Source organism: Streptococcus mitis (assembly GCF_001579045.1).
GTDB lineage: Bacteria > Bacillota > Bacilli > Lactobacillales > Streptococcaceae > Streptococcus > Streptococcus mitis_D.
The window spans coordinates 336,597-361,435 of sequence record NZ_KQ970261.1 but is presented as its reverse complement, the minus strand read 5'-3'; the positions used below and the strand labels follow the sequence as shown (position 1 = coordinate 361,435).

General features: G+C 41.8%; 30 protein-coding genes. 28 read left to right on the top strand and 2 right to left on the bottom strand.

Features of this window, described 5'->3' with window-relative positions; genetic code table 11:
• The first annotated feature begins 172 nt into the window (after positions 1-172).
• The 6 genes from SMIDD28_RS01685 (at position 173) to brnQ (ending at position 4,904) form a co-directional block, all read left to right on the top strand.
• Entirely contained in the window at positions 173-778 is a 606-nt protein-coding gene (locus tag SMIDD28_RS01685; protein ID WP_061424234.1) for a nitroreductase family protein, read from the top strand.
• Positions 779-791: 13 nt separating this feature from the next.
• Positions 792-2,192 carry a dipeptidase PepV gene (gene pepV / locus SMIDD28_RS01680; RefSeq protein WP_061424233.1) on the top strand — a complete coding sequence of 467 codons (1,401 nt, stop codon included), beginning with the start codon at positions 792-794 and terminating at the stop codon, positions 2,190-2,192.
• Positions 2,193-2,245: 53 nt separating this feature from the next.
• Complete coding sequence (locus SMIDD28_RS01675; RefSeq protein WP_061424232.1) at positions 2,246-2,824, top strand: uracil-DNA glycosylase family protein; 579 nt, start codon at positions 2,246-2,248, stop codon at positions 2,822-2,824.
• Positions 2,825-2,827: 3 nt separating this feature from the next.
• Positions 2,828-3,124, top strand: coding sequence for a hypothetical protein (locus tag SMIDD28_RS12015; RefSeq protein WP_061424231.1), 297 nt, complete (start codon positions 2,828-2,830; stop codon positions 3,122-3,124).
• Positions 3,121-3,408 (top strand): rhodanese-like domain-containing protein, encoded by a 288-nt coding sequence (locus SMIDD28_RS01665; protein WP_061424229.1) that lies wholly within the window; start codon positions 3,121-3,123, stop codon positions 3,406-3,408. The genes SMIDD28_RS12015 and SMIDD28_RS01665 overlap by 4 nt, the downstream gene beginning before the upstream one ends.
• Positions 3,409-3,578: 170 nt before the next feature.
• On the top strand, positions 3,579-4,904 hold the full coding sequence (brnQ, locus tag SMIDD28_RS01660) for a branched-chain amino acid transport system II carrier protein (protein ID WP_061424228.1): 1,326 nt from the start codon (positions 3,579-3,581) through the stop codon (positions 4,902-4,904).
• Between the two features lie 25 nt (positions 4,905-4,929).
• Here brnQ and SMIDD28_RS12375 read toward each other — a convergent pair whose 3' ends face one another.
• The gene (locus SMIDD28_RS12375) at positions 4,930-5,055 is read right to left on the bottom strand and encodes a hypothetical protein (RefSeq protein WP_268810471.1); all 126 of its coding nucleotides are present in this window, start codon (positions 5,053-5,055) and stop codon (positions 4,930-4,932) included.
• Between the two features lie 99 nt (positions 5,056-5,154).
• On the opposite strand from SMIDD28_RS12375, the gene SMIDD28_RS01655 reads away from it, so the two are divergent.
• From SMIDD28_RS01655 to whiA, 20 genes are all read left to right on the top strand, one after another.
• Entirely contained in the window at positions 5,155-6,192 is a 1,038-nt protein-coding gene (locus SMIDD28_RS01655) for a M42 family metallopeptidase (RefSeq protein WP_061424227.1), read from the top strand.
• A gap of 1 nt (position 6,193) precedes the next feature.
• On the top strand, positions 6,194-6,664 hold the full coding sequence (locus tag SMIDD28_RS01650) for an HIT family protein (protein ID WP_061424226.1): 471 nt from the start codon (positions 6,194-6,196) through the stop codon (positions 6,662-6,664).
• A 2-nt stretch (positions 6,665-6,666) separates the two neighbouring features.
• Positions 6,667-7,383 carry an LD-carboxypeptidase LdcB/DacB gene (gene ldcB, locus SMIDD28_RS01645; protein WP_061424224.1) on the top strand — a complete coding sequence of 239 codons (717 nt, stop codon included), beginning with the start codon at positions 6,667-6,669 and terminating at the stop codon, positions 7,381-7,383.
• Positions 7,384-7,505: 122 nt separating this feature from the next.
• The gene (gene rplK / locus SMIDD28_RS01640; RefSeq protein ID WP_001085807.1) at positions 7,506-7,931 is read left to right on the top strand and encodes a 50S ribosomal protein L11; all 426 of its coding nucleotides are present in this window, start codon (positions 7,506-7,508) and stop codon (positions 7,929-7,931) included.
• A gap of 207 nt (positions 7,932-8,138) precedes the next feature.
• The gene (rplA, locus tag SMIDD28_RS01635; protein WP_061424223.1) at positions 8,139-8,828 is read left to right on the top strand and encodes a 50S ribosomal protein L1; all 690 of its coding nucleotides are present in this window, start codon (positions 8,139-8,141) and stop codon (positions 8,826-8,828) included.
• Between the two features lie 518 nt (positions 8,829-9,346).
• On the top strand, positions 9,347-10,105 hold the full coding sequence (locus SMIDD28_RS01630; RefSeq protein WP_061424221.1) for a class I SAM-dependent methyltransferase: 759 nt from the start codon (positions 9,347-9,349) through the stop codon (positions 10,103-10,105).
• An 85-nt stretch (positions 10,106-10,190) separates the two neighbouring features.
• Positions 10,191-10,703 (top strand): adenine phosphoribosyltransferase, encoded by a 513-nt coding sequence (locus tag SMIDD28_RS01625; protein WP_001049318.1) that lies wholly within the window; start codon positions 10,191-10,193, stop codon positions 10,701-10,703.
• Between the two features lie 182 nt (positions 10,704-10,885).
• The gene (gene metA, locus SMIDD28_RS01620) at positions 10,886-11,830 is read left to right on the top strand and encodes a homoserine O-acetyltransferase MetA (RefSeq protein ID WP_061424220.1); all 945 of its coding nucleotides are present in this window, start codon (positions 10,886-10,888) and stop codon (positions 11,828-11,830) included.
• An 8-nt stretch (positions 11,831-11,838) separates the two neighbouring features.
• Complete coding sequence (locus tag SMIDD28_RS01615; RefSeq protein WP_061424216.1) at positions 11,839-12,516, top strand: DnaD domain-containing protein; 678 nt, start codon at positions 11,839-11,841, stop codon at positions 12,514-12,516.
• A 97-nt stretch (positions 12,517-12,613) separates the two neighbouring features.
• Complete coding sequence (gene tpiA / locus SMIDD28_RS01610) at positions 12,614-13,372, top strand: triose-phosphate isomerase (protein WP_000087893.1); 759 nt, start codon at positions 12,614-12,616, stop codon at positions 13,370-13,372.
• Positions 13,373-13,409: 37 nt separating this feature from the next.
• Entirely contained in the window at positions 13,410-14,900 is a 1,491-nt protein-coding gene (gene lytC / locus SMIDD28_RS01605; protein WP_081103173.1) for a choline binding-anchored murein hydrolase LytC, read from the top strand.
• Positions 14,901-15,284: 384 nt separating this feature from the next.
• On the top strand, positions 15,285-15,803 hold the full coding sequence (locus tag SMIDD28_RS01600; RefSeq protein ID WP_061424214.1) for a Dps family protein: 519 nt from the start codon (positions 15,285-15,287) through the stop codon (positions 15,801-15,803).
• A gap of 130 nt (positions 15,804-15,933) precedes the next feature.
• The gene (locus tag SMIDD28_RS01595) at positions 15,934-16,440 is read left to right on the top strand and encodes a dihydrofolate reductase (protein WP_061424213.1); all 507 of its coding nucleotides are present in this window, start codon (positions 15,934-15,936) and stop codon (positions 16,438-16,440) included.
• Positions 16,440-16,610: a hypothetical protein gene (locus SMIDD28_RS01590; protein WP_000442260.1), complete on the top strand. Its 171-nt coding sequence runs from the start codon at positions 16,440-16,442 to the stop codon at positions 16,608-16,610. Before SMIDD28_RS01595 ends, SMIDD28_RS01590 begins: the two co-directional genes overlap by 1 nt.
• A 36-nt stretch (positions 16,611-16,646) precedes the next feature.
• The gene (clpX, locus tag SMIDD28_RS01585) at positions 16,647-17,879 is read left to right on the top strand and encodes an ATP-dependent Clp protease ATP-binding subunit ClpX (RefSeq protein ID WP_061424211.1); all 1,233 of its coding nucleotides are present in this window, start codon (positions 16,647-16,649) and stop codon (positions 17,877-17,879) included.
• Positions 17,880-17,887: 8 nt separating this feature from the next.
• Positions 17,888-18,475, top strand: a complete 588-nt coding sequence (gene yihA / locus SMIDD28_RS01580) for a ribosome biogenesis GTP-binding protein YihA/YsxC (protein ID WP_000422410.1) — start codon at positions 17,888-17,890, stop codon at positions 18,473-18,475.
• Positions 18,476-18,485: 10 nt separating this feature from the next.
• Entirely contained in the window at positions 18,486-18,866 is a 381-nt protein-coding gene (locus SMIDD28_RS01575; RefSeq protein ID WP_001140420.1) for a RidA family protein, read from the top strand.
• Positions 18,867-18,917: 51 nt separating this feature from the next.
• Positions 18,918-19,808 carry an RNase adapter RapZ gene (rapZ, locus tag SMIDD28_RS01570; RefSeq protein ID WP_000163055.1) on the top strand — a complete coding sequence of 297 codons (891 nt, stop codon included), beginning with the start codon at positions 18,918-18,920 and terminating at the stop codon, positions 19,806-19,808.
• Positions 19,805-20,782, top strand: coding sequence for a YvcK family protein (locus SMIDD28_RS01565; protein WP_061424209.1), 978 nt, complete (start codon positions 19,805-19,807; stop codon positions 20,780-20,782). Before rapZ ends, SMIDD28_RS01565 begins: the two co-directional genes overlap by 4 nt.
• Positions 20,779-21,690, top strand: coding sequence for a DNA-binding protein WhiA (gene whiA / locus SMIDD28_RS01560; RefSeq protein ID WP_061424207.1), 912 nt, complete (start codon positions 20,779-20,781; stop codon positions 21,688-21,690). The genes SMIDD28_RS01565 and whiA overlap by 4 nt, the downstream gene beginning before the upstream one ends.
• Before the next feature lie 421 nt (positions 21,691-22,111).
• Here the strand turns inward: whiA and SMIDD28_RS01555 are convergent, their stop codons facing one another.
• Entirely contained in the window at positions 22,112-23,080 is a 969-nt protein-coding gene (locus SMIDD28_RS01555; RefSeq protein WP_061424205.1) for an NAD(P)/FAD-dependent oxidoreductase, read from the bottom strand.
• A gap of 137 nt (positions 23,081-23,217) precedes the next feature.
• On the opposite strand from SMIDD28_RS01555, the gene cdaA reads away from it, so the two are divergent.
• Both cdaA and SMIDD28_RS01545 read left to right on the top strand, forming a co-directional pair.
• On the top strand, positions 23,218-24,075 hold the full coding sequence (gene cdaA, locus SMIDD28_RS01550) for a diadenylate cyclase CdaA (RefSeq protein WP_061424201.1): 858 nt from the start codon (positions 23,218-23,220) through the stop codon (positions 24,073-24,075).
• On the top strand, positions 24,062-24,826 hold the full coding sequence (locus SMIDD28_RS01545; protein ID WP_061424199.1) for a CdaR family protein: 765 nt from the start codon (positions 24,062-24,064) through the stop codon (positions 24,824-24,826). Before cdaA ends, SMIDD28_RS01545 begins: the two co-directional genes overlap by 14 nt.
• The last annotated feature ends 13 nt before the right edge of the window (positions 24,827-24,839 follow it).

The window sequence follows — 24,839 nt, the reverse complement described above, 5'->3', positions numbered from 1 at the left end:
TTCTTTAAGTAACTGAAAATTAATTGGAACTGGATGAGGGGATTCCTGATTTAAATGCTTTTCTTCATTTGGTTGCTTATCCTTGTTCCAGTTTATTTCTATGAAAAATCCCTGCAAGCTCTTTCAAATTATGGTAGAATGGAAGCAGTAGAATTAGAAAAGGAAATCGATTATGAAATTTCTTGAATTAAATAAAAAACGTCATGCGACTAAGCATTTCACTGACAAGCCTGTTGATCCAAAAGATGTGCGTACGGCTATCGAAATTGCAACCTTGGCACCAAGTGCCCACAACAGCCAGCCTTGGAAATTTGTGGTCGTTCGTGAGAAAAATGCTGAACTGGCAAAATTGGCTTACGGTTCAAACTTTGAACAGGTATCATCAGCGCCTGTAACTATTGCCTTGTTTACAGACACAGATTTGGCTAAACGTGCTCGTAAGATTGCCCGAGTTGGCGGTGCTAACAATTTCTCAGAAGAACAACTTCAATACTTCATGAAAAATTTGCCAGCTGAATTTGCCCGCTACAATGAACAACAAGTCAGCGACTACCTAGCACTCAATGCAGGTTTAGTTGCCATGAACTTGATTCTCGCTCTTACAGACCAAGGAATTGGATCAAATATGACTCTTGGATTTGACAAATCAAAAGTCAACGAAGTTTTGGATATCGAAGACCGCTTCCGCCCAGAACTCTTGATTACAGTGGGTTACACAGACGAAAAATTGGAACCAAGCTACCGCTTGCCAGTGGATGAAATCATCGAGAAAAGATAGAAAGAAGAAAAAAATGACAGCAATTGATTTTACAGCAGAAGTAGAAAAACGCAAAGAAGACCTCTTGGCTGACTTGTTTAGCCTTTTGGAAATCAACTCAGAACGTGATGATAGCAAGGTTGATGCTGAGCATCCATTTGGGCCTGGGCCTGTCAAAGCCTTGGAAAAATTCCTTGAAATCGCAGACCGTGATGGCTATCCAACTAAGAATGTCGACAATTATGCAGGACACTTCGAGTTTGGTGATGGAGAAGAAGTTCTCGGAATCTTTGCCCACATGGACGTGGTGCCGGCTGGTAGCGGTTGGGACACAGACCCTTACACACCAACTATCAAAGACGGTCGCCTTTATGCGCGTGGGGCTTCTGATGATAAGGGACCTACAACAGCTTGTTACTATGGCTTGAAAATCATCAAAGAATTGGGCCTTCCAACTTCTAAGAAAGTTCGTTTCATCGTTGGAACAGATGAAGAATCAGGTTGGGCAGATATGGACTACTACTTTGAGCACGTAGGACTTGCCAAGCCAGACTTTGGTTTCTCTCCAGACGCTGAATTCCCTATCATCAATGGTGAAAAAGGAAATATCACGGAATACCTTCACTTTGCAGGTGAAAATGCAGGTGTTGCCCGTCTTCACAGCTTCACAGGTGGTTTGCGTGAAAACATGGTACCAGAATCAGCAACAGCTGTCGTTTCAGGTGGTTTGGCTGACTTGCAAGCTAAACTAGATGCCTTTGTTGTAGAACACAAACTTAGAGGAGAACTCCAAGAAGAAAACGGTCAATACAAGGTGACGATTATTGGTAAATCAGCCCACGGTGCTATGCCTGCTTCAGGTGTCAATGGTGCGACTTACCTTGCCCTTTTCCTCAGCCAGTTTGACTTTGCAGGACCAGCCAAAGACTACCTTGACATCGCTGGTAAGATTCTCTTGAACGATCATGAGGGTGAAAATCTCAAGATTGCTCATGTGGATGAAAAGATGGGTGCCCTTTCTATGAATGCTGGTGTCTTCCGCTTTGATGAAACAAGTGCTGATAATACCATTGCCCTCAACATCCGCTATCCAAAAGGAACAAGTCCAGAGCAAATCAAGTCAATCCTTGAAAACTTGCCAGTTGCTTCTGTTAGCCTTTCTGAGCACGGTCATACCCCTCACTATGTGCCAATGGAAGATCCACTTGTGCAAACCTTGTTGAATGTTTATGAAAAACAAACTGGTCTTCAAGGTCACGAGCAAGTCATCGGTGGTGGAACCTTTGGTCGCTTGCTAGAACGCGGAGTTGCCTATGGTGCTATGTTCCCAGACTCAATTGACACCATGCACCAAGCCAATGAATTTATCGCCTTGGATGATCTCTTCCGAGCAGCAGCAATCTACGCCGAAGCTATTTATGAATTGATCAAATAAAACGATAGAAGTCTGAGATTGTATGCTTAGACTTCTTTTTGGAGGGAAAGTAGATGTCTCAAATTGAAAGAATCAAGCAGGCTATTATGGCAGATCCGCAGAATGCTACCTATACAAAGCGTGGCATCGAGCCTCTCTTTGCAGCGCCAAAGACTGCTCGCATCAATATCATCGGTCAGGCTCCGGGACTTAAAACCCAAGAAGCGGGCCTTTACTGGAAAGATAAGAGTGGTGACCGCCTGAGAGCCTGGCTAGGTGTGGATGAAGATACCTTTTACAATTCAGGTTATTTTGCGGTGTTGCCCATGGATTTCTACTTTCCAGGGCATGGCAAGTCAGGTGATTTACCGCCTCGAGCTGGCTTTGCCGAAAAATGGCATCCGCAGCTCTTGCAAGAATTGCCCGATATTCAGTTGACCCTCTTGATTGGGCAATATGCCCAAGCCTACTATTTACAGGAGAAAGTCAGTGGCAAGGTGACAGAACGGGTAAAACACTACCAGAACTACTTGCCAACCTATTTTCCGTTAGTTCACCCCTCACCGCGAAATCAAATCTGGATGGCCAAAAATCCTTGGTTTGAGTCAGAAGTGGTGCCAGATTTGAAAAAAAGAATTAAAACCATTTTATAGTCAATGAAAATCAAAGAGCAAACTAGGAAGCTAGCCGCAGGCTGCTCAAAGTACAGCTTTGAGGTTGTGGATAGAACTGACGAAGTCAGCTCAAAACACTGTTTTGAGGTTGTGGATAGAACTGACGAAGTCAGCTCAAAGCACTGCTTTGAGGTTGTGGATAGAACTGATGAAGTCAGCTCAAAGCACTGCTTTGAGGTTGTGGATAGAACTGACGAAGTCAGTAACCATACCTACGGTAAGGCGAAGCTGACGTGGTTTGAATTTGATTTTCGAAGAGTATTAGGAGAAAAAGAATGAAAGAAATAACCTTTGACGCATTTTACCAGCTTTACCAAAACGACCAACTTTCTCTAGTGGACGTGAGAGAAATGGATGAGTTTGAAGCTCTTCATTTAGAAGGCGCCCACAACCTGCCACTTAGTCAATTGGCTGATACCTATGATCAGTTGGATAAGGACCAGTTACATTATGTTATTTGTAAATCTGGAATGAGATCGGCGCGTGCTTGTCAGTTTCTAGCTGAACAAGGTTATGAGGTTATCAATGTACAAGGTGGCATGACGGCCTTTGAAGAACTGTAAACATTAGAATTTTCTCCTACTTGGTGTGGACTAGGTAGGAGATTTTATTTTTAGATAATTCTCATTTTTAAGAATCTTGAAAACATTCAATATTTACTTCGTGAAGCTTTTTTCATACTCCTATTCATGATATACTAGGTCAGTATTTTATAAATATAAAGGAGATTTTCATGGCTAAAAAAGGTGCCCTAACAGGTTTGCTCCTGTTTGGAATATTTTTTGGTGCGGGGAACTTGATTTTTCCGCCTTCTCTAGGTGCTCTATCTGGAGAACATTTTCTTCCTGCCATCGCAGGTTTTGTCTTTTCAGGTGTCGGTATTGCCGTCTTGACTCTTATTATTGGAACGCTAAATCCTAAAGGATATATCTACGAGATTTCTACAAAGATAGCGCCTTGGTTTGCGACTCTTTACCTCTCAGTTCTTTACTTGTCAATTGGTCCATTCTTTGCCATCCCACGTACAGCTACAACAGCTTACGAAGTAGGGATTAGCCCCCTTTTGTCGGATGCAAATAAAGGTCTTGGTTTGATTGTTTTTACGGTTCTTTACTTTGCAGCAGCTTATCTAATTTCGCTTAATCCATCAAAAATCTTAGACCGTATCGGCCGTATTTTAACACCAGTCTTTGCGATTTTGATTGTTATCTTGGTTGTTCTAGGAGCTATCAAATACGGCGGAACAAGTCCTCAAGCTGCGTCAGCTACTTATCAAGCTTCTGCCTTTGGTACAGGTTTCCTAGAAGGTTATAATACTTTGGATGCCCTTGCCTCAGTTGCCTTCAGTGTAATCGCAGTACAAACCTTGAAACAACTTGGATTTTCAAGTAAGAAAGAATATATTTCAACTATTTGGGTGGTGGGTATCGTTGTTGCCCTTGCTTTCAGCGCCCTTTACATCGGTTTAGGTTTCCTTGGAAATCATTTCCCAGTACCAGCTGAAGCGATGAAGGGTGGAACACCAGGTGTTTACATCTTGTCACAAGCCACTCAAGAAATCTTTGGCTCAACAGCTCAACTCTTCCTTGCAGCTATGGTTACCGTAACCTGCTTCACAACAACGGTTGGTTTGATTGTGTCTACAGCTGAGTTCTTTAATGAACGCTTCCCACAAATCAGCTACAAGGTTTATGCGACAGCCTTTACCTTGATTGGATTTGCCATTGCTAATTTGGGTCTTGATGCGATTATCAAGTACTCAATCCCTGTACTGGTTATCTTGTACCCAATCACGATTGCCATCGTTATGATTGTCATTGTCAACAAATTTGTTGCCCTTTCAAAACCAGGTATGCAGTTGACAATTGCTGTGGTTACAGCTATTGCCATTGCAAGCGTACTAGGAAGCTCGTTTAAGGTTGAGTTTCTTGCAAACCTTGTCAACGCTCTTCCTTTTGCCAAGGCATCTCTCCCATGGTTGGTACCAGCCATTGTCGGAATCTTGCTCTCATTGGTTCTACCAAACAAGCAAGAAAGTGATGTTTTTGAAATGGAATAATCACTAATACTCTTCGAAAATCTCTTCAAACCGCGTCAACGTCGCCTTGTCGTATGTATAGGATACTGACTACGTCAGTTCCATCTACAACCTCAAAACAGTGTTTTGAGCAACCTGCGGCTAGTTTCCTAGTTTGCTCTTTGATTTTCATTGAGTATAAAATCACTTTTGTAGCCAAGTCTACAGGAGTGATTTTCTTTTTTTATCCGATGATAAATGTGTTATAATAGGTAGCAAAAGAGGTGAAGAAATGAATCAAACAGTAGAATATATCAAAGAACTAACAGCCATCGCATCGCCAACAGGCTTCACTCGTGAGATTTCGGACTATTTAGTCAAGACTCTAGAAGGTTTTGGGTATCAGCCAGTTCGTACAGCCAAGGGCGGTGTCAATGTGACCATTAAAGGTCAAAATGATGAACAACACCGCTATGTGACTGCCCATGTAGATACGCTGGGTGCTATTGTCCGTGCTGTCAAACCAGACGGCCGTCTTAAATTGGATCGTATCGGTGGTTTCCCTTGGAACATGATCGAAGGAGAAAACTGTATCGTTCATGTGGCTAGCACAGGTGAAAAAGTATCAGGCACCATCCTCATCCACCAAACTTCTTGCCATGTCTACAAGGATGCAGGAACTGCAGAACGTACCCAGGACAATATGGAAGTGCGTTTGGACGCCAAAGTAACCAATGAAAAAGAAACTCGTGCCTTGGGGATTGAGGTCGGTGATTTTATCAGTTTTGATCCACGAACTGTCGTGACAGAGACAGGTTTTATCAAGTCTCGTCATTTGGATGACAAGGTCAGCGCAGCGATTTTGCTTAACCTGCTTCGTATTTATATGGAAGAGAAGATTGAGTTGCCAGTAACAACCCATTTTGCCTTTTCAGTCTTTGAAGAAGTGGGGCATGGTGCTAATTCTAATATCCCTGCTCAGGTAGTGGAATATCTGGCTGTGGACATGGGAGCCATGGGCGATGACCAGCAGACAGATGAATATACAGTGTCTATCTGTGTCAAGGATGCTTCAGGTCCTTATCACTATGATTTCCGTCAACATTTGGTTGCTTTAGCGAAAGAGCAAGATATTCCATTTAATCTGGATATCTATCCATTTTATGGTTCGGACGCTTCAGCAGCCATGTCTGCAGGGGCAGAGGTCAAGCATGCCCTTCTTGGTGCGGGTATCGAGTCTAGTCATTCTTATGAGCGTACCCATATTGACTCAGTTGTCGCAACGGAGCGTATGGTTGATGCTTATCTTAAGAGCGCATTGGTAGACTAATATGTGCATGATTTGCCAGAGAATTGAGCTCATCAAGGCTGGGGAAAATCCCTACTTTGTGAGAGAACTGGAAACAGGCTATCTTGTAATTGGAGATCACCAGTATTTTGCAGGCTATAGTCTTTTTCTAGCCAAGGAACACGTTACCGAATTGCACCATTTGAAAAAGGAGACAAGACTCCGTTTTCTAGAAGAAATGAGTGTGGTCCAAGAGGCGGTTGCTAAGGCCTTTGCTGCTGAGAAAATGAATATCGAACTGCTAGGAAATGGCGATGCCCATCTCCACTGGCATCTGTTTCCTAGACGAAGAGGTGATATGAATGGTTATGGTTTCAATGGACGTGGTCCAGTCTGGTGGGTTCCCTTTGAAGAAATGACAGCAGAAACCTGCCAAGCAAAATCGGATGAAATTGAAAGATTAGTCGAATGTTTATCGTCAGAAGTAGATAAACTATTAGAAATAAAGGAGTAGAAATGAAAAAAAGATACCTTGTCTTGACAGCTTTGCTAGCCTTGAGTCTAGCAGCTTGTTCACAAGAAAAAGCAAAAAATGAAGCTGGAGAAGCTAAGACAGAACAGACAGCAAAAGCTGATGGAACAGTCGGAAGTAAGTCTCAAGGAACTGCCCAGAAGAAAGCAGAAGTGGTTAACAAAGGAGACTATTACAGCATTCAAGGGAAATACGATGAAATCATCGTAGCCAATAAACACTATCCATTGTCGAAAGACTACAATCCAGGGGAAAATCCAACAGCCAAGGCAGAGTTGGTCAAGCTCATCAAAGCCATGCAAGAGGCAGGTTTCCCAATCAGCGATCATTACAGTGGCTTTAGAAGTTATGAAACTCAGACCAAGCTCTATCAAGATTATGTCAATCAAGATGGGAAAGAAGCTGCCGACCGTTATTCTGCCCGTCCTGGCTATAGCGAGCACCAAACTGGCTTGGCCTTTGATGTGATTGGGACAAATGGTGATTTGGTGACAGAAGAAAAAGCGGCCCAATGGCTCTTGGACCATGCGGCTGATTATGGCTTTGTTGTCCGTTATCTCAAAGGTAAGGAAAAGGAAACAGGCTATATGGCTGAGGAATGGCACCTACGTTATGTAGGAAAAGAAGCAAAAGAAATTGCTGAGAGTGGTCTCAGTTTGGAAGAATACTATGGCTTTGAAGGCGGAGATTACGTCGATTAAAAAATAAACTTTTCTCTTGCAATTCCAGATAAATAGTGTATAATAGATGAGTATGTGAAAAGCATACTTGTGGGAGGTAAAAATCTCTAATTACCGCCAAAACCACAAAGGAGGATTTAAAAATGGCTAAAAAAGTCGAAAAACTTGTAAAATTGCAAATCCCTGCTGGTAAAGCTACACCAGCTCCACCGGTTGGACCTGCTCTTGGTCAAGCTGGTATCAACATCATGGGATTCACAAAAGAGTTCAACGCTCGTACAGCTGACCAAGCTGGTATGATCATTCCAGTTGTTATCTCAGTTTACGAAGATAAATCATTTACTTTCATCACTAAAACACCACCAGCTGCTGTTCTTTTGAAAAAAGCTGCAGGTGTTGAAAAAGGATCAGGTACACCTAACAAAACTAAAGTTGCTACAGTTACTCGTGCGCAAGTACAAGAAATTGCAGAAACTAAGATGCCAGATTTGAACGCAGCAAACGTAGAGTCTGCAATGCGTATGATCGAAGGTACTGCTCGTTCTATGGGATTCACTGTTGTTGACTAATCAATAACACAGTAGAAAATCTCACAGCAGTCTATTAGTTGCTTTTCATACTAGGCAAGTGACTGATGCTTGTACTTGGGTACAGCAAGGGAACTTAAGGCCGTAGGAAAAGGAAAGTAATAGACTGAAAACCCGCAAGACTTCATCATTTCGAGAAGTGACGTGGGAGATGAAAATCGATTGAACCACTTACAAGGAGAATAGAAAATGGCTAAAAAAAGCAAACAACTTCGTGCTGCTCTTGAGAAAATCGACAGCACAAAAGCATACAGCGTAGAAGAAGCTGTAGCACTTGCAAAAGAAACTAACTTTGCAAAATTTGACGCAACTGTAGAAGTTGCTTACAACTTGAACATCGATGTTAAAAAAGCTGACCAACAAATCCGTGGAGCAATGGTATTGCCAAACGGTACTGGTAAAACTTCACGCGTTCTTGTTTTCGCACGTGGTGCAAAAGCTGAAGAAGCAAAAGCTGCAGGTGCAGACTTTGTTGGTGAAGATGACCTTGTTGCTAAAATCAACGACGGTTGGTTGGACTTCGACGTAGTTATCGCTACACCTGACATGATGGCTCTTGTTGGACGTCTTGGACGTGTCCTTGGACCACGTAACTTGATGCCAAACCCTAAAACTGGTACTGTAACAATGGATGTTGCTAAAGCAGTTGAAGAGTCTAAAGGTGGTAAAATCACTTACCGTGCTGACCGTGCAGGTAACGTTCAAGCAATCATCGGTAAAGTATCATTTGAAGCTAAAAAATTGGTTGAAAACTTCAAAGCTTTCAACGAAACAATCCAAAAAGCAAAACCAGCTACAGCTAAAGGAACTTACGTAACAAACTTGACTATCACAACTACTCAAGGTGTTGGTATCAAAGTTGACGTAAACTCACTTTAATCAGTAGTTTATAAAAGAGAAGCGAGTACGAAAGTACTCGTTTTTTGATGTACGACGGGTATGTCGTATATCTGGATTTGTAATACTCTTCAAACCACGTTAGCTTTGCCTTGCCGTACTCAAGTACAGTATGCAGCTAGCTTCCTAGTTTGCTCTTTGATTTCCATTGAGTATTATTTGTGGATACCACTTACTAATGAAGCTTTTAGCGATTCTCAGTCTGACGCTGGAAATAAGAATCGGCAGAAGAAGGGATAGCGAAATCGTGGCTCTACGAACAGAAAGGTGGAGGTTCGTAGAGTGGATGAAGATGAGAGCGATTCCAAAGTACAAAAATAGTCGTAACCTGAATGTGTAAATGATGGGAGGAGTTGAATTCGAACTAGAGAGGTAATAATAAATTTATGCTATAGTCATGGTGGTTTGTATGCTTTTGATTCTAGTTTATCAAATAATAGATTAGAATTGTCAGATAATATCATTTTATGTTATAATGAAGAAAAAACAGAGGTGTTCAAATGTCAGAAGCAGGTCATAAGTTTTTAGCAAAACTGGGGAAAAAACGCTTACGCCCAGGTGGAAAACGTGCCACAGATTGGTTAATTGCGGAAGGAGGATTTTCAAAAGAAAAGAGAATACTAGAGGTTGCGTGTAATAGGGGAACTACAGCAATTGAGTTGGCACAGCGTTTTGGTTGTAAGATAACTGCTGTTGATATGGATGCTCAAGCTTTAGAAGTGGCTAAAAAATCTGCTGAAACGGCAGGTGTTGGTCATTTGATCAGGTTTGAAAGAGCAAATGCAATGAAACTTCCTTATGAAGATGCTAGTTTTGATATTGTTATAAATGAAGCTATGCTGACTATGCAAGCCGATCAAGCTAAGAAAAAATGTGTAATGGAATATCTAAGGGTTTTAAAACCTGAAGGTCTTCTCCTGACACATGATGTGCTTCTTAAGGAAGCTAAAGAGTCTGTCAGACAGGAATTATCACAAGCAATTCATGTAAATGTAGGTCCTTTAACTCAAGATGGTTGGGAACAGGTGATGATAGAATCAGGTTATTGTGATGTGAAAGTATTGACTGGTGAAATGACATTAATGAAATTATCGGGTATGATTTATGACGAAGGTTGGCTAGGAACCTTGAAAATTTGTGTAAATGCTTGTAAAAAGGAGAATAGAAAGCAGTTTTTAACGATGTATAAAATGTTTAATAAGAATAAAAAGAACTTGGGCTTTATTGCTGTGGCTAGTCATAAACCGTCAAATCGTTAGATAATCATTGAAGTTAACTTTTCCTTTTTTCTTTCTTAAAAAATATGCTATAATAGAGAGTAAAAACTTTGAAAGAAAGAAAAAGATGAATTTAAAAGATTACATTGCAACAATTGAAAATTATCCAAAGGAAGGGATTACCTTCCGTGATATCAGTCCTTTGATGGCTGATGGAAATGCTTATAGTTACGCTGTTCGTGAAATTGTTCAGTACGCTACTGACAAGAAAATCGACATGATCGTGGGACCTGAGGCTCGTGGTTTTATCGTGGGCTGTCCAGTTGCCTTTGAGTTGGGAATTGGTTTCGCGCCTGTTCGTAAGCCAGGTAAACTGCCACGTGAAGTTATTTCTGCTGACTATGAAAAAGAGTACGGTGTTGATACCTTGACTATGCATGCTGACGCCATTAAGCCAGGTCAACGTGTTCTTATCGTAGATGACCTCTTGGCAACAGGTGGAACTGTTAAGGCAACTATCGAAATGATTGAAAAACTTGGTGGTGTTGTAGCAGGTTGTGCCTTCCTTGTTGAATTGGATGAATTGAATGGCCGTGAAAAAATCGGTGACTACGATTACAAAGTTCTCATGCATTATTAATGAAAAACAGTCCCTAGGGCTGTTTTCTCTACATTAGGATATAAAAATAGACTATAGCTAGTTAGAGAAAAACTATAATTGAAAACTATATCTTCTTACAGTATAATAAAGGGAACAAGTGTTTGAGTTTTAATTTCAAACATATGCAATGATTCCTGAAAGAGTACAGTTAGGAGAGGGTTATGCCGATTCGAATTGATAAAAAATTACCAGCTGTTGAGATTTTGCGGACAGAGAATATCTTTGTCATGGATGATCAACGTGCTGCCCACCAAGATATTCGTCCCTTGAAGATTTTAATTTTAAATCTCATGCCACAGAAAATGGTCACAGAGACCCAGTTGTTGCGCCACTTGGCTAATACCCCCCTACAACTGGATATTGATTTTCTCTATATGGAGAGCCACCGTTCTAAAACAACTCGTTCAGAGCATATGGAGACCTTCTATAAAACTTTTCCTGAAGTCAAGGATGAGTATTTTGATGGGATGATCATCACGGGTGCTCCAGTTGAGCATTTACCATTTGAGGAAGTGGACTATTGGGAGGAATTCAGTCAGGTGCTTGAGTGGTCCAAGACCCATGTCTATTCGACTCTTCATATCTGTTGGGGTGCTCAGGCTGGTCTTTATCTGCGCTATGGTGTAGAAAAATACCAGATGGACAGTAAGTTATCAGGTATTTATCCTCAGGACACTTTAAAAGAAGGGCACCTTCTCTTTAGAGGCTTTGACGATAGCTATGTATCTCCTCATTCACGGCACACGGAGATTTCTAAGGAAGAGGTCTTAAACAAAACCAATCTCGAGATTTTATCAGAAGGACCTCAGGTTGGGGTTTCGATTTTGGCTAGCCGTGATTTACGTGAAATTTATAGTTTTGGGCATTTGGAGTATGACCGTGATACCTTGGCAAAAGAGTATTTTAGGGATTGTGATGCAGGTTTAGACCCACATGTTCCAGAAAATTACTTTAAGGATGATGATGTTAATCAGACACCTTGTCTTTGTTGGTCTTCATCGGCAGCTCTCTTTTTCAGTAACTGGGTGAACTATGCGGTCTATCAGGAGACGCCTTTTGACTGGAGAAAGATAGAAGATGATGCATCTGCATATGGGTATTTATAAGAGGAATTATGACATATTTAGACGCTTTTAAATCAGGGAACTTGGTTTTACCGAGTGCCCTGCTCTTGCATTTTAAGGAACTCTTTCCTTCTAGCGACGATTTTCTGGTTTGGCAATTTTTCTATTTGCAAAATACGACAGGCTTAGATGAAATGTCCCCAAGCCAGATTGCCGAAAGGATTGGCAAGGAAATTTCGGATGTCAACCAGTCCATTTCTAATCTGACGGAAAGGGGACTGCTCCAGTATCGTACTATCGAATTGAATGGCGAAATTGAATTGCTCTTTGATGCTAGTTTGGCCTTGGAACGCTTAGATACCTTGCTTGGAGTCGCTCATTCAAGTTCAGACCAGTTGACACCTCAAAATCAGCTCAAGGATTTGGTAGAAACCTTCCAGCAGGAATTGGGACGCTTGTTGACACCTTTTGAAATTGAGGATTTGACTAAGACACTAAAGGACGATGGAACCAGTGCTGATCTGATTAAGGAAGCTCTTCGTGAAGCTGTTTTAAATGGAAAAGCAAACTGGAAGTACATCCAGGCGATTTTGAGAAATTGGCGCCATGAAGGCATCAAAAGTGTGGCTCAAATCGAGGCCAAGCGGGCAGAAAGAGAAGCAAGCAATTCTCAGTTGACACAGGTGTCTGTAGATTTCAGAAATGCCATGGATCTCTGGAAGGATTAATCGTTGGAAGCAGGCTTGAAATCCGAGTAAGATTTGCAAGCTGTGTATAATTGTGATAAAATAAATAGAAAATAAATTGAAAAACGAGGTATGTGAAATGTCACGTAAACCATTTATCGCTGGTAACTGGAAAATGAACAAAAATCCAGAAGAAGCTAAAGCATTTGTTGAAGCAGTTGCATCAAAACTTCCTTCGTCAGATCTTGTTGAAGCAGGTATCGCAGCTCCAGCTCTTGATTTGACAACTGTTCTTGCTGCTGCAAAAGGTTCAAACCTTAAAGTTGCTGCTCAAAACTGCTACTTTGAAAATGCAGGTGCCTTCACTGGTGAAACAAGCCCACAAGTTTTGAAAGAAATCGGTACTGATTATGTTGTTATCGGGCACTCAGAACGCCGTGACTACTTCCATGAAACTGACGAAGATATCAACAAAAAAGCAAAAGCAATCTTTGCAAATGGTATGCTTCCAATTATCTGTTGTGGTGAGTCACTTGAAACTTACGAAGCTGGTAAAGCTGCTGAGTTTGTAGGTGCTCAAGTATCTGCTGCATTGGCTGGATTGACTGCTGAACAAGTTGCTGCATCAGTTATCGCTTATGAGCCAATCTGGGCTATCGGTACTGGTAAATCAGCTTCACAAGACGATGCACAAAAAATGTGTAAAGTTGTTCGTGACGTTGTAGCTGCTGACTTTGGTCAAGAAGTGGCAGACAAAGTTCGTGTTCAATACGGTGGTTCTGTTAAACCTGAGAACGTTGCTTCATACATGGCTTGTCCAGACGTTGACGGTGCCCTTGTAGGTGGTGCGTCACTTGAAGCTGAAAGCTTCTTGGCTTTGCTTGACTTTGTAAAATAATCAGTAAGTAGCAAAAGCTAGGTGGAACAGCATTCAGGTGCCTGTTCCATTTTTTATAGGAGAGGAAAGATTGAAAACAAAAATTGTATGTATAGGGCTAGCAAGTCTTTGCTTACTTGGCGCAAGAGTTTCAGGAATTGCGGCAGATGAAACAAGTGGAAGCACAGTTTCAGAAAAATCTAGTCTATCAACAGGAACTTCATCAACTAGTAGCAATGAACAGAGAAACAGTGTCTCTGCCCACTGGGATGGGGATTATTATGTAAAGGCTGATGGTTCTAAAGCTCAAAGTGAATGGATTTTTGACAACTACTATAAGGCTTGGTTTTATATTAATTCAGATGGTCGTTATGCGCAGAATGAATGGCATGGAAATTACTACCTGAAATCAGGTGGATATATGGCCCAAAACGAGTGGATCTATGACAATAATTACAAGAGTTGGTTTTATCTCAAGTCAGATGGGGCTTATGCCCATCAAGAATGGCAATTGATTGGAAATAAGTGGTATTACTTCAAGGAGTGGGGTTACATGGCTAAAAGCCAATGGCAAGGAAGTTATTTCTTGAATGGTCAAGGTGCCATGATGCAAAATGAATGGCTTTATGATCCGGCTTATTCTGCTTATTTTTATCTAAAATCCGATGGAACTTATGCCAACCAAGAGTGGCAAAAAGTGGGCGGCAAATGGTACTATTTCAAGAAGTGGGGCTATATGGCTCGGAATGAGTGGCAAGGTAACTACTATTTGACTGGAAGTGGTGCCATGGCGACTGACGAAGTGATTATGGATGGTGCTCGCTATATCTTTGCGGCTTCTGGTGAGCTCAAAGAAAAGAAAGATTTGAATGTCGGCTGGGTTCACAAAGATGGTAAACGCTATTTCTTTAATAATAGAGAAGAACAAGTAGGAACCGAACATGCTAAGAAAATTATTGATATTAGTGAACACAATGGTCGTATCAATGATTGGAAAAAGGTTATTGACGAAAATGAAGTAGATGGTGTCATTGTTCGTCTAGGTTATAGCGGTAAAGAAGACAAGGAATTGGCGCATAACATTAAGGAGTTAAACCGTCTGGGCATTCCTTATGGTGTCTATCTCTATACCTATGCTGAAAATGAGACCGATGCTGAGAATGACGCTGAACAGACCATCGAACTTCTGAAGAAATACAATATGAACTTGTCTTACCCTATCTACTATGATGTTGAGAACTGGGAGTATGTGAATAAAAGTAAGCGTGCTCCGAGTGATACAGGTACTTGGGTTAAGATCATCAACAAGTACATGGAGACGATGAAGCAGGCGGGTTATCAAAATGTGTATGTCTATAGCTATCGTAGTTTATTACAGACGCGTTTAAAACACCCAGATATTTTAAAACATGTAAACTGGGTAGCGGCCTATACGAATGCTTTAGAATGGGAAAACCCTCATTATTCAGGAGAAAAAGGTTGGCAATATACCTCTTCTGAATACATGAAAGGAATCCAAGGGCGCGTAGATGTCAGCGTTTGGTATTAAGCGATGATTTGAAAGAGGGATGTGATAGTAGCACCCTCTTTTTCTTTGTTTTATGATAGTTTATCCTCGAGTAAATTCAAGAACTTGCTCGGAAATGAATCTTATACTCAATGAAAATCAAAGAGCAAACTAGGAAACTAGCCGCAGGCTGCTCAAAACAGTGTTTTGGTCAAGCTGGGTTTAGTTTCCTAGTTTGCTGATGGATTTCCATTGACTATAAGCATCCAAGCCTCTTTTCGTCTTCTAAATAATTCTTAAATTATCAGTCTATTGCAACTTTTCTCATATGAGACATTTGGCTTGCTATTGGTTTTTCTTAGTAGTATACTAATAGGGTAATCACTAAGAGGTGCTTACAAAAAAATAATGAACGAGGTAATTAAAATGGTAGAATTGAAAAAAGAAGCAGTAAAAGACGTAACATCATTGACAAAAGCAGCGCCAGTAGCATTGGCAAAAACAAAGGAAGTATTGAACCAAGCTGTTGCTGATTTGTATGTAGCTCACATTGCTTTGCACCAAGTACACTGGTACATGCGTGGTCGTGGTTTCCTTGTATGGCATCCAAAAATGGATGAGTACATGGATGCTCTTGATGGTCAATTGGATGAAATCAGTGAACGTTTGATTACACTTGGAGGTAGCCCATTCTCTACTTTGACAGAATTCCTTCAAAATAGTGAAATCGAAGAAGAAGCTGGTGAATACCGTAATGTTGAAGAAAGCTTGGAACGTGTCCTAGATGTTTATCGTTATCTCATCACTCTTTTCCAAAAAGCCTTGGATGTGACTGACGAAGAAGGCGATGATGTTACAAACGATATCTTTGTTGGTGCTAAGGCTGAACTTGAGAAAACAGTTTGGATGATTGCGGCAGAACTTGGACAAGCACCTGGTTTGTAAGAAATAGAATAATCATATAAAAATCTGTAGGATGAATCTTACAGATTTTTTCTATTCTGTAAGCTATTCCAAACCAGTCTTTTTTTGACTTTTTTGATAAAATAGTACTATCAGTAAAAAGGAGGGAAGCATGACTAAGAAAATCGTAGCTATTTGGGCCCAGGATGAAGAGGGTGTGATTGGTAAGGACAATCGTCTGCCTTGGCATTTGCCAGCAGAAATGCAACACTTCAAAGAAACAACTCTGAATCATGCTATCTTGATGGGGCGTGTGACCTTTGATGGGATAGGGCGTCGCCTGCTTCCAAAACGGGAGACCTTGATTTTAACACGTAACTTGGAAGAAAAGCTAGACGGGGTTGTTACTTTTCACGATATCCAGTCTGTCTTGGACTGGTATCAGGCTCAAGAAAAGAATCTTTATATTATCGGTGGGAAGCAAATTTATCAGGCTTTTGAACCCTACCTTGACGAAGTGATTGTGACTCAAATTCATGCTCGGGTGGAGGGAGATACCTATTTCCCTGAGGAGTTTGATTTGTCTCTTTTTGAGACAGTTTCAAGCAAATCCTATACCAAAGATGAGAAAAATCCTTATGATTTTACCATCCAATACCGCAAGAGAAAGGAAGTCTAATGGAACGTAGTATATTTGGTTTTTTCACAGCCATGCTGTGTTTGGTCTGCTTGCTTGCAGGAGCACAGGCTTTTCGTAAAAAGCGCTATGGACTTTCTGTCCTGCTCTGGTTAAATGCCTTTACCAATTTGGTCAATAGTATCCATGCTTTTTACATGACCTTATTTTAGATAGAATGACAGTATAGAATAGAACGGAAGGAAATCATGCCTGCAAATAGGAATAATGATATGATGGTTTATTGCTCATTTTGTGGCAAAAGCCAAGAAGAAGTACAAAAAATAATCGCAGGTAACAACGCCTTTATCTGTAATGAATGTGTGGAGTTAGCTCAGGAAATCATTCGTGAGGAGTTGGCGGAAGAAGTCTTGGCAGACTTGTCTGAAGTTCCAAAACCAATCGAACTCCTCCATATCTTGAACCACTATGTAATTGGTCAAGATCGTGCCAAACGTGCCTTGGCAGTGGCAGTTTACAACCACTACAAACGCATCAATTTCCACGATACGCGTGAAGAGTCAGAAGATGTGGATTTGCAGAAGTCAAATATCTTGATGATTGGCCCAACTGGTTCAGGGAAAACTTTCCTTGCCCAGACCTTGGCTAAGAGCTTGAATGTGCCTTTTGCGATTGCGGATGCAACAGCTCTTACTGAGGCTGGTTATGTTGGTGAGGATGTGGAAAATATCCTCCTCAAACTCCTGCAGGCTGCTGACTTTAACATTGAGCGCGCAGAGCGTGGCATTATCTACGTGGATGAAATTGACAAGATTGCTAAGAAGAGCGAGAACGTCTCGATCACACGTGACGTTTCTGGTGAAGGGGTGCAACAAGCCCTTCTCAAGATTATAGAGGGAACTGTTGCTAGCGTGCCGCCTCAAGGTGGACGAAAACATCCGCAACAAGAGATGATTCAAGTAGATACCAAAAACATCCTCTTCATCGTGGGTGGTGCCTTTGATGGCATTGAAGAAATCGTCAAACAACGTCTGGGTGAAAAAGTCATCGGATTTGGTCAAAATAACAAGGCTATCGATGAAAATAGCTCTTACATGCAAGAAATCATCGCAGAAGATATCCAAAAATTTGGGATTATCCCTGAGTTGATTGGACGCTTGCCTGTCTTTGCAGCTCTTGAGCAATTGACTGTTGATGACTTAGTTCGTATTTTGAAAGAACCAAGAAATGCCTTGGTCAAACAGTACCAAACCTTGCTTTCTTATGATGATGTCGAGTTGGAATTTGACGACGAAGCCCTTCAAGAGATTGCCAACAAGGCTATCGAACGCAAGACAGGGGCGCGTGGTCTTCGCTCGATTATTGAAGAAACCATGCTAGATGTCATGTTTGAAGTACCGAGTCAGGAAAATGTGAAATTGGTCCGCATCACTAAAGAAGCTGTCGATGGAACGGATAAACCAATCCTAGAAACAGCCTAGAGGTGACTATGGAACTTAATATACACAATGCTGAAATCTTGCTCAGTGCGGCTAACAAGTCCCACTATCCGCAGGATGAACTACCAGAGATTGCCCTAGCAGGGCGTTCAAATGTTGGCAAGTCTAGCTTTATCAATACTATGCTGAATCGTAAGAATCTGGCTCGTACGTCAGGGAAACCTGGGAAAACCCAGCTTCTCAACTTTTTTAACATTGACGACAAGATGCGCTTTGTGGATGTGCCTGGTTATGGCTATGCCCGTGTTTCTAAAAAGGAACGTGAAAAGTGGGGGCGCATGATTGAGGAGTACCTAACGACTCGGGAAAATCTTCGTGCAGTTGTTAGTCTAGTTGACCTCCGTCATGACCCATCAGCAGATGATGTACAGATGTACGAATTTCTCAAATACTATGAGATTCCGGTTATCATTGTGGCGACCAAGGCGGACAAGATTCCTCGTGGTAAATGGAACAAGCATGAATCAGCAATAAAAAAGAAATTAAACTTTGACCCAAGTGACGACTTTATCCTCTTTTCATCTGTCAGTAAGGCAGGGATGGATGAGGCTTGGGATGCAATCTTAGAAAAATTGTGAGGAAAAGAAAATGGCAAAAACAATTCATACAGACAAAGCTCCAAAGGCTATCGGACCCTATGTTCAAGGAAAAATCGTTGGCAACCTTTTGTTTGCTAGTGGTCAAGTTCCCCTATCTCCTGAAACTGGGGAAATCGTAGGAGAGACTATCCAAGAACAGACAGAACAAGTCTTAAAAAACATCGGTGCTATTTTGGCAGAAGCAGGAACAGACTTTGACCATGTTGTCAAAACAACTTGTTTCTTGAGCGATATGAACGACTTTGTTCCTTTTAACGAGGTTTACCAAACGGCCTTTAAAGAGGAATTTCCAGCTCGTTCAGCAGTAGAGGTAGCTCGTCTTCCTCGTGATGTAAAAGTCGAAATTGAAGTCATCGCAGAGATTGGATAAGCTAGTTGAAGTTTGGTTCTGCCAAACTTCTTTTGATATAAGGAGAAAAAGATGACAAAGAAACAACTTCACTTGGTGATTGTGACAGGGATGAGTGGGGCAGGCAAAACTGTAGCCATTCAGTCCTTCGAAGATTTGGGTTATTTTACTATTGATAATATGCCTCCAGCTCTCTTGCCTAAGTTTTTGCAGTTGGTGGAAACAAAGGAAGACGACCATAAGTTGGCCTTGGTAGTAGATATGCGTAGCCGTTCTTTCTTCTCAGAGATTCAAGCTGTTTTGGATGAGTTGGAAAACAAGGAAGAACTGGACTTCAAAATTCTCTTTTTGGATGCAGCTGATAAGGAATTGGTCGCGCGTTACAAGGAAACCAGACGGAGTCACCCACTAGCAGCAGATGGACGGATTTTGGATGGAATCAAGCTGGAACGTGAGCTCTTGGCACCTTTGAAAAATATGAGTCAAAATGTGGTGGATACGACTGAACTCACTCCTCGTGAGCTGCGTAAAACCCTTGCAGAGCAGTTTTCAGATCAAGAACAAGCCCAGTCTTTCCGTATCGAAGTCATGTCTTTTGGCTTTAAATATGGAATTCCGATTGATGCGGACTTGGTCTTTGATGTTCGTTTCTTGCCAAATCCATATTACCTGCCAGAGCTGCGAAACCAAACGGGTGTGGATGAACCTGTTTATGATTATGTCATGAACCATCCTGAGTCAGAAGACTTCTATCAACATTTGTTGGCCTTGATTGAGCCGATTTTGCCAAGTTACCAAAAGGAAGGGAAGTCTGTACTAACCATTGCCATGGGGTGTACGGGTGGACAACACCGTAGTGTGGCCTTTGCTAAACGCTTGGCGCAGGACTTATCCAAGAATTGGCCTGTCAATGAAGGGCATCGCGACAAAGACCGAAGAAAGGAAACGGTAAACCGTTCATGAGAAAACCAAAGATAACGGTGATTGGTGGAGGAACTGGAATCCCCGTCATTCTAAAAAGTCTGCGGGAAAAAGATGTGGAAATCGCTGCTATCGTAACGGTGGCAGATGATGGTGGTTCATCAGGTGAACTCCGAAAAAATATGCAACAATTGACACCGCCAGGTGATCTTCGTAATGTTCTTGTGGCCATGTCGGATATGCCTAAGTTTTATGAGAAGGTCTTTCAGTATCGTTTTTCTGAGGATTCCGGAGCCTTTGCTGGCCATCCATTGGGCAATCTCATTATTGCAGGTCTGTCAGAAATGCAGGGTTCAACCTATAATGCCATGCAGTTATTGAGCAAATTTTTCCATACAACTGGGAAGATTTATCCTTCCAGTGACCATCCCTTGACCCTTCATGCAGTCTTTCAGGATGGGACAGAAGTGGCTGGAGAGAGTCATATTGCAGACCATCCAGGCATGATTGACCATGTCTATGTGACCAATACCCTCAACGATGATACGCCTCTTGCTAGCCGTCGAGTAGTGCAGACCATTCTTGAAAGTGACATGATTGTCCTCGGGCCTGGTTCCCTCTTTACATCTATTTTGCCCAATATCGTGATTAAGGAAATCGGGCAGGCGCTTTTGGAAACCAAGGCAGAAATCGCCTATGTCTGCAATATCATGACCCAACGTGGGGAGACAGAACACTTTACAGATAGTGACCATGTGGAGGTCTTGCATCGTCACCTTGGCCGACCTTTTATCGATACTGTCTTGGTGAATATTGAAAAAGTGCCTCAGGAATACATGAATTCCAACCGTTTTGATGAATACTTGGTGCAGGTGGAACATGATTTTACTGGTCTTTGTAAGCAAGTTCCGCGCGTGATTTCATCCAACTTCCTTCGTCTGGAAAATGGAGGCGCCTTCCACGATGGGGATTTGATTGTGGATGAATTGATGCGGATTATACAGGTGAGAAAATGAGTTTCACAGTAGCAGTAAAAGAAGAAATCCTAGGTCAGCACCATCTGAGCCGGCATGAATTGTCAGCCATTATCAAGATGTCTGGCAGTATCGGTCTCTCAACTTCAGGCTTGACTTTATCTGTAGTGACAGAAAATGCCAAGCTGGCTCGTCACCTCTATGAGTCCTTTCTCCATTTCTATGAAATTAAATCGGAAATTCGCCACCACCAGAGGAGCAATCTTCGCAAGAATCGAGTCTATACTGTTTTTACAGATGAAAAGGTGCAGGATTTATTGAGTGACTTACACTTGGCCGACTCTTTCTTTGGCCTGGAAACAGGTATTGATGAGGCGATTTTATCAGACGAGGAAGCAGGTCGTGCCTATCTCTGTGGTGCTTTCTTGGCAAATGGCAGCATTCGTGACCCTGAGTCAGGTAAGTACCAGTTGGAAATCAGTTCTGTTTATTTGGACCATGCGCAAGGAATTGCCTCCCTTCTTCAGCAGTTTTTACTGGATGCCAAGGTACTTGAGCGTAAGAAGGGATCTGTGACCTATCTACAGCGAGCAGAAGACATTATGGACTTCTTGATAGTGATTGGGGCCATGCAGGCGCGTGATGATTTTGAGCGGGTTAAGATTTTACGAGAAACTCGTAACGACCTCAATCGGGCCAACAATGCCGAAACAGCTAATATCGCTCGGACAGTTTCTGCAAGCATGAAGACTATCAACAATATCAGTAAAATCAAAGATATCATGGGTTTAGAAAATTTGCCAGTGGATTTGCAGGAAGTAGCGCAGTTGCGGATTCATCACCCAGACTACTCTATCCAACAGTTGGCAGATAGCCTCAGTACCCCTCTGACCAAAAGTGGTGTCAACCACAGACTTAGAAAAATCAATAAAATAGCGGATGAATTATAAAGCTATAAAGCACCTTTTTCTTGACAATTGAACAGAGCATGTGAGATAATAAAGAGGAATTGAGAAGTTCTAGCATTTTAGTGCTATCAGAAATCCCCTCGGTACTGCAATACCAAGGGGATTTTTTCTGGGTTAGATAGCACTAACCAGGAAGGTTACTTGTCGAAGTGATCGTCTAACCAACGAGTCACCAGCCATGAGATAATACTCTCGATGACTGCGATAAGTATTATTTTGAGAAGTTCTAGCATCTGTAATACCTCCTTTTCCAAGGCGTATTGTTAGTGCCGTCCCTATTATATCACATGTTTTATCAGTTTGATAGGCATTTTTATTTTTGTTAAAGAAGGGGGAAATATGAGCTAACAAGATAGCCGGTGAACTATAAAACCACGAATCCTATGCGACTCGTGGTTCTTTTTTATAAACTGGTTGAATGTTTTGGTTGTACTTTTTGCTCTGGGTCGATATAGTTGATGGCATTGTTGATAGCGGTTGGAGCTTCTCCGAGGCCTGTCGCAATCAGATCAATTTTTCCGTCATAGTAGCAACAGTCACCGATAGCATAGATACCTGCTTGGCTAGATTCTTGTTTGCTGTTGACGATAATCTTGTGGCGGTTGAGGTCCAGACCCCAGTTTTTAAGGTTACCGACAGAAGATTTGAAACCATAGTTGACAAAGAGGTGGTCTAGGTCAATCGTTTCTGTTTCATCAGATTTGACTTTTGTGATTTCAAGTTTATCGAGCCTTTTTCCATCTCCAAGGAGTTGGCTAGGGACGAATGGTGTCTTGATGGTTACAGAAGATTCCTGTAAGGCTTGTACACTGTGTTCCAAGGCGCGGAAATTATCTCTGCGGTGGACAAGGGTAGTTGGCGCAATTTTTTCAAAAGCCAAAGCCCAATCCACAGCTGAGTCCCCACCACCAAGAATCGTCACTTTCTTACCAGCGTATTGCTGGATGTTGGAAACATGGTAGTGGATATTTTCATAGCCTTCAACGCCTTCTAGTTCCAGCGGACGTGGTTTAAAGGCACCGCCACCCATAGCAATGATAACTGTTTTAGACAGGTGACTTCCTTTAGAAGTTGTGATGGCAAAGCCATCTTCTTGTTTTTCAATCTCAAGAACCGTTTCGTTGAGATGAATAGGGGTATCAAAGCCATTTAATTGCTCGATTAGACGGTTGGTCAATTCTTCTCCAGTCAGGTTTGGGAAACCTGGGACGTCTAAAATTTCCTTTTCAGGATAGAGAATAGCAGGTTGTCCACCTAGTTGGGGAAGGGAGTCGATGATTTGGACCTTGGCTTGGCGTAGGTGGGCATAGAAGGCTGCAAAAAGCCCGACGGGACCACCACCTACAATGGTAATATCATAGAGTTGAGACATGGTTTCTCCTTTGTTTTTTCTAGTCAGTTTATTTTATCATATTTTTCCTTAATTTAAAATGAAGTAGGATAGGGAAAAAAATGTCAGAAAAATGGTATAATAGAAAGGAACGTGTTTGGACAGAGAGGAGACAGCAGATGAACTTTCAACAATTATCCAACCTGCAATATTGGACTAGCTTGTTTTCTAGTCCTTGGAGTATTGCCATCAATCTGTTTGATATTTTGATTGTGGCCTATATTTTATATCGTTTTACAAAAGCGATAGCTGGTACCAAGATTATGATTTTGGTACGGGGGGTCTTGATTTTTGTATTAGCCCAGGTCGTGGCCAATATCCTTGGTTTAACAACGATTTCTTGGTTGATTAATCAGATTATCACCTATGGAGTTATTGCTGCGGTTGTCATCTTCTCTCCAGAGATTCGGACTGGTTTGGAACGCTTGGGAAGGGCGACAGATTTCTTTTCTACTACTCAAATTAGTGCAGAAGAGAAAATGATTCGTGCCTTTGTCAAGTCAGTTGAATACATGAGTCCTCGTAAGATTGGTGCTCTTGTTGCCATCCAACGAGTTCGGACCTTGCAAGAATACATTGCGACAGGGATTCACTTGGATGCCAATATTTCGGCAGAACTCCTCATCAATATCTTTATCCCCAACACTCCTCTACATGACGGTGCTGTGATTATCAGAGAAAATCGGATTGCGGTAACTTCTGCCTATCTGCCCTTGACAGAAAGCACAGGGATTTCCAAGGAATTTGGGACCAGACACCGGGCGGCTATTGGTTTATCAGAAGTATCCGATGCCTTGACCTTCATCGTGTCAGAGGAAACAGGTGGTATTTCTATTACCTATAACGGTGTTTTCAAGCACGACTTGACGATTGAAGAATTTGAAGCAGAGCTACGAACAATTCTTCTGCCAGCTGTTGAGGAAAAAGTCAGTTTCAAGGACCGTTTGCTAGGAGGTTGGAAATATGAGAAAAAATAGTCTATATATCATTTCATCTCTCTTTTTTGCTTGTGTCTTATTCATTTATGCAACGTCAACCAACTTTCAAAATAGCAATACCGCAAGGCAGGTCAAATCAGAAACCTACACCAATACGATAACGAACGTTCCTATCGATATTCACTATGATGATGACCAGTATTTCATTAGCGGATTTGCATCAGAAGTTTCAGTTGTACTGACAGGTGCCAATCGTGTGACCTTGGCCAGTGAAATGCAGGAAAGTACTCGTAAGTTTAAGGTGACAGCGGATTTGACAGATGCTAGTATTGGAACGATTGAAGTTCCTTTGAACATTGAAAATCTTCCAAGTGGATTGACCGCTGTGGCAACGCCTCAAAAGATCACAGTGAAAGTGGGGAAGAAGGTTAAGCGAGATGGGATGATTGTTGTGCCACAAGTTGACCAAAGCCAGATTGATTCCAAGCTACAAATTGATAGTGTAACCGTGTCAAATGAACGCGTTTCGGTTACGACAGATCAGGAAACATTAGCGAAGATTGACAAAGTTATTGCGCTTTTACCAACCAGCGAACGCATAACAGGTAATTACAGTGGCTCAGTACCTTTGCAGGCAATCGACCGCAACGGGGTAGTCTTACCAGTAGTGATTACTCCCTTTGATACGACAATGAAGGTCACTACAAAACCAGTAGCACCAAGTTCAAGCACAAGCAGTTCGTCGGAGACATCTTCGTCAACGAAAGCAACTAGTTCAAAAACGAATTAAAAATAGAAAAAGG

Coding starts and splice junctions, on each gene's coding strand:
- SMIDD28_RS01685 (WP_061424234.1), top strand. CDS start 173: ATGAAATTTCTTGAATTAAATAAAAAACGTCATGCGACTAAGCATTTC.
- pepV (WP_061424233.1), top strand. CDS start 792: ATGACAGCAATTGATTTTACAGCAGAAGTAGAAAAACGCAAAGAAGAC.
- SMIDD28_RS01675 (WP_061424232.1), top strand. CDS start 2,246: ATGTCTCAAATTGAAAGAATCAAGCAGGCTATTATGGCAGATCCGCAG.
- SMIDD28_RS12015 (WP_061424231.1), top strand. CDS start 2,828: ATGAAAATCAAAGAGCAAACTAGGAAGCTAGCCGCAGGCTGCTCAAAG.
- SMIDD28_RS01665 (WP_061424229.1), top strand. CDS start 3,121: ATGAAAGAAATAACCTTTGACGCATTTTACCAGCTTTACCAAAACGAC.
- brnQ (WP_061424228.1), top strand. CDS start 3,579: ATGGCTAAAAAAGGTGCCCTAACAGGTTTGCTCCTGTTTGGAATATTT.
- SMIDD28_RS12375 (WP_268810471.1), bottom strand. CDS start 5,055: ATGAAAATCAAAGAGCAAACTAGGAAACTAGCCGCAGGTTGCTCAAAA.
- SMIDD28_RS01655 (WP_061424227.1), top strand. CDS start 5,155: ATGAATCAAACAGTAGAATATATCAAAGAACTAACAGCCATCGCATCG.
- SMIDD28_RS01650 (WP_061424226.1), top strand. CDS start 6,194: ATGTGCATGATTTGCCAGAGAATTGAGCTCATCAAGGCTGGGGAAAAT.
- ldcB (WP_061424224.1), top strand. CDS start 6,667: ATGAAAAAAAGATACCTTGTCTTGACAGCTTTGCTAGCCTTGAGTCTA.
- rplK (WP_001085807.1), top strand. CDS start 7,506: ATGGCTAAAAAAGTCGAAAAACTTGTAAAATTGCAAATCCCTGCTGGT.
- rplA (WP_061424223.1), top strand. CDS start 8,139: ATGGCTAAAAAAAGCAAACAACTTCGTGCTGCTCTTGAGAAAATCGAC.
- SMIDD28_RS01630 (WP_061424221.1), top strand. CDS start 9,347: ATGTCAGAAGCAGGTCATAAGTTTTTAGCAAAACTGGGGAAAAAACGC.
- SMIDD28_RS01625 (WP_001049318.1), top strand. CDS start 10,191: ATGAATTTAAAAGATTACATTGCAACAATTGAAAATTATCCAAAGGAA.
- metA (WP_061424220.1), top strand. CDS start 10,886: ATGCCGATTCGAATTGATAAAAAATTACCAGCTGTTGAGATTTTGCGG.
- SMIDD28_RS01615 (WP_061424216.1), top strand. CDS start 11,839: ATGACATATTTAGACGCTTTTAAATCAGGGAACTTGGTTTTACCGAGT.
- tpiA (WP_000087893.1), top strand. CDS start 12,614: ATGTCACGTAAACCATTTATCGCTGGTAACTGGAAAATGAACAAAAAT.
- SMIDD28_RS01600 (WP_061424214.1), top strand. CDS start 15,285: ATGGTAGAATTGAAAAAAGAAGCAGTAAAAGACGTAACATCATTGACA.
- SMIDD28_RS01595 (WP_061424213.1), top strand. CDS start 15,934: ATGACTAAGAAAATCGTAGCTATTTGGGCCCAGGATGAAGAGGGTGTG.
- SMIDD28_RS01590 (WP_000442260.1), top strand. CDS start 16,440: ATGGAACGTAGTATATTTGGTTTTTTCACAGCCATGCTGTGTTTGGTC.
- clpX (WP_061424211.1), top strand. CDS start 16,647: ATGCCTGCAAATAGGAATAATGATATGATGGTTTATTGCTCATTTTGT.
- yihA (WP_000422410.1), top strand. CDS start 17,888: ATGGAACTTAATATACACAATGCTGAAATCTTGCTCAGTGCGGCTAAC.
- SMIDD28_RS01575 (WP_001140420.1), top strand. CDS start 18,486: ATGGCAAAAACAATTCATACAGACAAAGCTCCAAAGGCTATCGGACCC.
- rapZ (WP_000163055.1), top strand. CDS start 18,918: ATGACAAAGAAACAACTTCACTTGGTGATTGTGACAGGGATGAGTGGG.
- SMIDD28_RS01565 (WP_061424209.1), top strand. CDS start 19,805: ATGAGAAAACCAAAGATAACGGTGATTGGTGGAGGAACTGGAATCCCC.
- whiA (WP_061424207.1), top strand. CDS start 20,779: ATGAGTTTCACAGTAGCAGTAAAAGAAGAAATCCTAGGTCAGCACCAT.
- SMIDD28_RS01555 (WP_061424205.1), bottom strand. CDS start 23,080: ATGTCTCAACTCTATGATATTACCATTGTAGGTGGTGGTCCCGTCGGG.
- cdaA (WP_061424201.1), top strand. CDS start 23,218: ATGAACTTTCAACAATTATCCAACCTGCAATATTGGACTAGCTTGTTT.
- SMIDD28_RS01545 (WP_061424199.1), top strand. CDS start 24,062: ATGAGAAAAAATAGTCTATATATCATTTCATCTCTCTTTTTTGCTTGT.